Origin of the sequence: uncultured Draconibacterium sp. (genome assembly GCF_913060805.1) — a bacterium.
Lineage (GTDB): Bacteria > Bacteroidota > Bacteroidia > Bacteroidales > Prolixibacteraceae > Draconibacterium.
The window spans coordinates 1-3,862 of record NZ_CAJXTC010000077.1 but is presented as its reverse complement, the minus strand read 5'-3'; the positions used below and the strand labels follow the sequence as shown (position 1 = coordinate 3,862).

Sequence of the window (3,862 nt, the reverse complement as noted above, 5' to 3'; positions counted from 1 at the left end):
ACCTGATCAGGAATACCATCGCCCATCGCCTTCTTAAAAGCCGACGGAAGAACCACCCGCCCTTTGTCGTCGATGGTTGCCTGATATGTTCCTGCGAAAAATGCCATAAATTCCTAAAAGTCTTTTTATCAAGTGTAAAAATACAATTTTATTCCATTCTATGCCATATTATTCCATTTCATTCCACCTTGCATTTCTTACTTTCTGTTAATAACCGGATCACAAAATGTTTAAAACCTGTTCAATTCTGTTAAAAACCCAAATTCCACTATTGATTAACAGCATTTTACAAACCACAAAACTCAACCAACACATCGTTAATAACTCATTTTTAGCAGGATTTATTTTATCTACGAATACTTCACCTTCAGAAAATCCGATATGGAAAAAGAGAAAGCAGAGAATGACGAAATGTAATATCAGAATCGTCGCATTTTTCAGATTAAGCAATTTTTAGTTAATTGCCGATGCAAATAAACCAGCAATGACGACAGAGAATAGCACAAAAAGCTACAAGCCAATTCGGATCAGGGAGGTATTTGCCGCCAAAAGTCCGGGACTGGCAAAGTTCATCCCGGGATTTGTATATCGCTATCTGAACAACATTTTGCATCTCGACGAGGTAAACACTTTTCTTGAAAAATACGGTCACCTCGAAGGAATTGAATTTGTTGACCAGGTAGTTGAGGAATTCAACGTTCGCGAATTCGTACACAACAGCGAAAACATTCCGGAGTCGGGGCGCTACATTTTTGCCAGCAACCATCCGCTGGGCGGTTTCGACGGCATGCTACTGATGAAAAATGTAGAAGCACGTTTGGGACCATTCAAGTTTTTAGCCAACGATATCTTACTCAATATTCCGCAGTTAAGTCCGGTTTTTGTGCCAGTAAATAAACATGGCGGTCACGCACGCGAGGCTGCGAAAAAGCTTTCGGAATGTTATAACTCAGATGATCAGATTCTAATTTTTCCATCAGGCCTGGCGTCTCGAAAAATCAATGGTGAGATTATGGATCTGGAGTGGAAGAAACACTTTATCACTAAATCGATAAAACACAAACGCGATGTTATTCCTGTTTTTATCAGTGGCCATAATTCGAACCGGTTTTACCGCACGGCTAAATTCCGGAAGTTTTTCAGAATAAAATGGAACCTCGAAATGTTTTTTCTACCCGACGAAACGATGAAACACCAGAATACCGACGTACATCTTTATTTTGGAGAACCTATTCCGTATACCACTTTTGACAACACAAAAACGCACCAGGAATGGGCCGAATGGGTAAAACAAAAAGTTTATAAACTAAAAGAAAGTTCTGGTTCAGTAAATTAAACTGTATTATCGAACCGCATTCACATGATTTTTTTAATTTTGTATTCCAATTTTCAAAAAGAAAGGGAACTCGAAACAAGTAATTGGAATTAGCGTATTGTCATTGAGACACATGTTTCGGGAGTTTGGGGACACAGACAGATAAAAAGATTCAAATGAAGGACATAATAGCACCTATAGCAAGAGAAGAAATTTACGCTGAGCTAACGCCTGAAAAATTACTTCGCAAAACCAACAAAGGTGGTAACGAAATATATATTGTAACCGCACACGACTCACCTGCCATTATGCATGAGCTGGGTCGTTTACGCGAAATCACTTTCCGCGATGCCGGAGGCGGCACCGGTAAAGAAACCGATATTGACGCCTACGACACCGCAAAAAATCCTTACAAACAATTGATTGTTTGGGATCCGGATGCGAAAGAAATCCTTGGTGGTTACCGCTATGTATTGTGTGCCGATGCGCCACGCGACGACGAAGGCAATATAAAACTGGCCACTTCGCGGGTATTTCACTTTTCGAAAGAATTTGAAGAGAACTACCTACCCTATACGCTGGAGCTGGGTCGTTCGTTTGTGCAACCGGCTTACCAATCGAGTAAAGCCGGTGCGAAAGCGCTTTTTGCACTCGACAACCTTTGGGACGGACTGGGAGCACTTACCGTTGACCATCCGGAGATAAAATATTTCTTTGGAAAAATTACGATGTACGAGCATTTCCACGACGAAGCCCGGAACCTGATCCAGTATTTCTTTAAAAAATATTTCCGCGACAAGGAAAACCTTGTATACCCGCTAGATCCTGTTGAATTTAACATCGACATGGATGCCATGAAAAAACTTTTTGTTGGTCCGGAATACAAAGACGACTACAAAATTCTGGTACAAAACGTTAGAAATTACGGCGAAAACATTCCGCCGCTGGTAAATGCATACATGAACCTTTCACCATCGATGAAAACGTTTGGAACCATTAAAAACGAGGTGTTTGGAAACGTACTTGAAACCGGAATTATTTTAACGATCAAAGATATTTACGAGGTAAAAGTTGACCGCCACATTGAAACCTACATTAAAGGTAAGGAAGACGATGAATGGCCAACGGTTGAATAAAACCTACCTCTCCAAAATAAAAATGGCCCGATACTTTTAGTACCGGGCCATTTTCTTTATGCTTTTACCTGAGCTAGTAAGCTCTGGCGTCTTTTCCTTCAATGTAGTTGATGAACGATCCGTTAACCACACGGTTTCCTCCAGGAGTTGGGTAATTACCGGTAAAGTACCAGTCGCCCAAATCATTCGGACAAGCTTTGTGCAGGTTTTCGATTGACTGATACACAATCTCAACTTCCGCGTTACAATCTTCCGGCTTAAGCAATTCAGCAATTTTTGCAGAAACCTCTTCAGCGGTAAATGGCTGATAAATTTCGCGAACGTAGTTTACCATTTCTTCTTTTGGCAAATTCTCCTGCTCTTTACATTTTTTGTAAACCTGCTGAATCAGCGACTCTTTACCATGATCTTTCAGCAATTCGATAGCCGCGTTGAAGGCAATAAATTTATCCAAACGCGCCATGTCGATTCCGTAACAATCGGGGTAACGAATTTGCGGTGCCGACGAAACAACGATAATCTTTTTCGGTTTCAACCGGTCAAGTATTTTCAGGATACTCTTTTTCAAGGTTGTACCACGTACAATCGAGTCGTCGATAATTACCAGCGTATCTTTATCTTTCTGAATAACGCCGTAAGTAACATCGTAAACGTGCGCTACCAAATCATCACGACTGGCATCGTCGGCAATAAAAGTTCGCAGCTTAACGTCTTTAATGGCAATCTTTTCAACCCGTGGTTCAAACGACAAAATTCGCTTGATATCTTTATCGGTCAAAGAGCCATTTTTTTGCTGAATCTGATCGATTTTCCAATCTACCAAATGATTACGAACGCCATCAACCAAACCATAAAATGCGGTTTCTGCGGTATTCGGGATGTACGAGAACACGGTGTTTTCGTAATCGTAATCAACAGCTTCCAAAACAATAGGAGTCAACAAACGTCCCAGCTGTTTTCTTTCCTGGTAAATCGCCTTGTCGCTACCACGCGAAAAATAAATGCGCTCGAACGAACACGACTTCCTTTTGTGCGGCACACGAATCATTTCTCTCGAAACCTTTCCGTTCTTTTTAATAATCAATCCTTCACCGGGACCAATTTCCTGCACATCGCCTTCTCCCAGGTTCATCACCGTTTGAATTACAGGGCGCTCTGAAGCCACCACCACAATTTCATCGTCGGCATAATAATGTGCCGGACGAATTCCCCACGGATCGCGAACCACAAAAGCATCGCCGTGCCCAACCAAACCGGCCATGGCATAACCACCATCCCAGTCTTTTGAGGCACGTTCTAAAATATTCTGAATATCGAGGTTTTGCTCAATCAGCGGCGAAATCTCGTTATTATCGTAGCCTTCGTTTTTATATTTTCTGAAAAGCAGCTGGTTTTCCTCATCAAGGAAATG

At 41.5% G+C, this 3,862-nt stretch carries 3 protein-coding genes and 1 pseudogene; 2 read left to right on the top strand and 2 right to left on the bottom strand.

Features of this window, described 5'->3' with window-relative positions:
• Positions 1-107, bottom strand: a pseudogene (locus tag QZ576_RS22575) (hypothetical protein); the annotation flags it as partial.
• Between the two features lie 377 nt (positions 108-484).
• Between QZ576_RS22575 and QZ576_RS22490 the strand changes: the two are divergent.
• Complete coding sequence (locus QZ576_RS22490; protein ID WP_297101849.1) at positions 485-1,336, top strand: 1-acyl-sn-glycerol-3-phosphate acyltransferase; 852 nt, start codon at positions 485-487, stop codon at positions 1,334-1,336.
• A 155-nt stretch (positions 1,337-1,491) separates the two neighbouring features.
• Positions 1,492-2,451, top strand: a complete 960-nt coding sequence (locus tag QZ576_RS22485; protein ID WP_297101847.1) for a GNAT family N-acetyltransferase — start codon at positions 1,492-1,494, stop codon at positions 2,449-2,451.
• 73 nt (positions 2,452-2,524) lie between these two features.
• On the opposite strand, the gene QZ576_RS22480 is transcribed toward QZ576_RS22485, so the two are convergent.
• Positions 2,525-3,862: amidophosphoribosyltransferase (locus tag QZ576_RS22480; RefSeq protein ID WP_297101844.1), on the bottom strand; the 1,338-nt coding region annotated here is incomplete at its 5' end.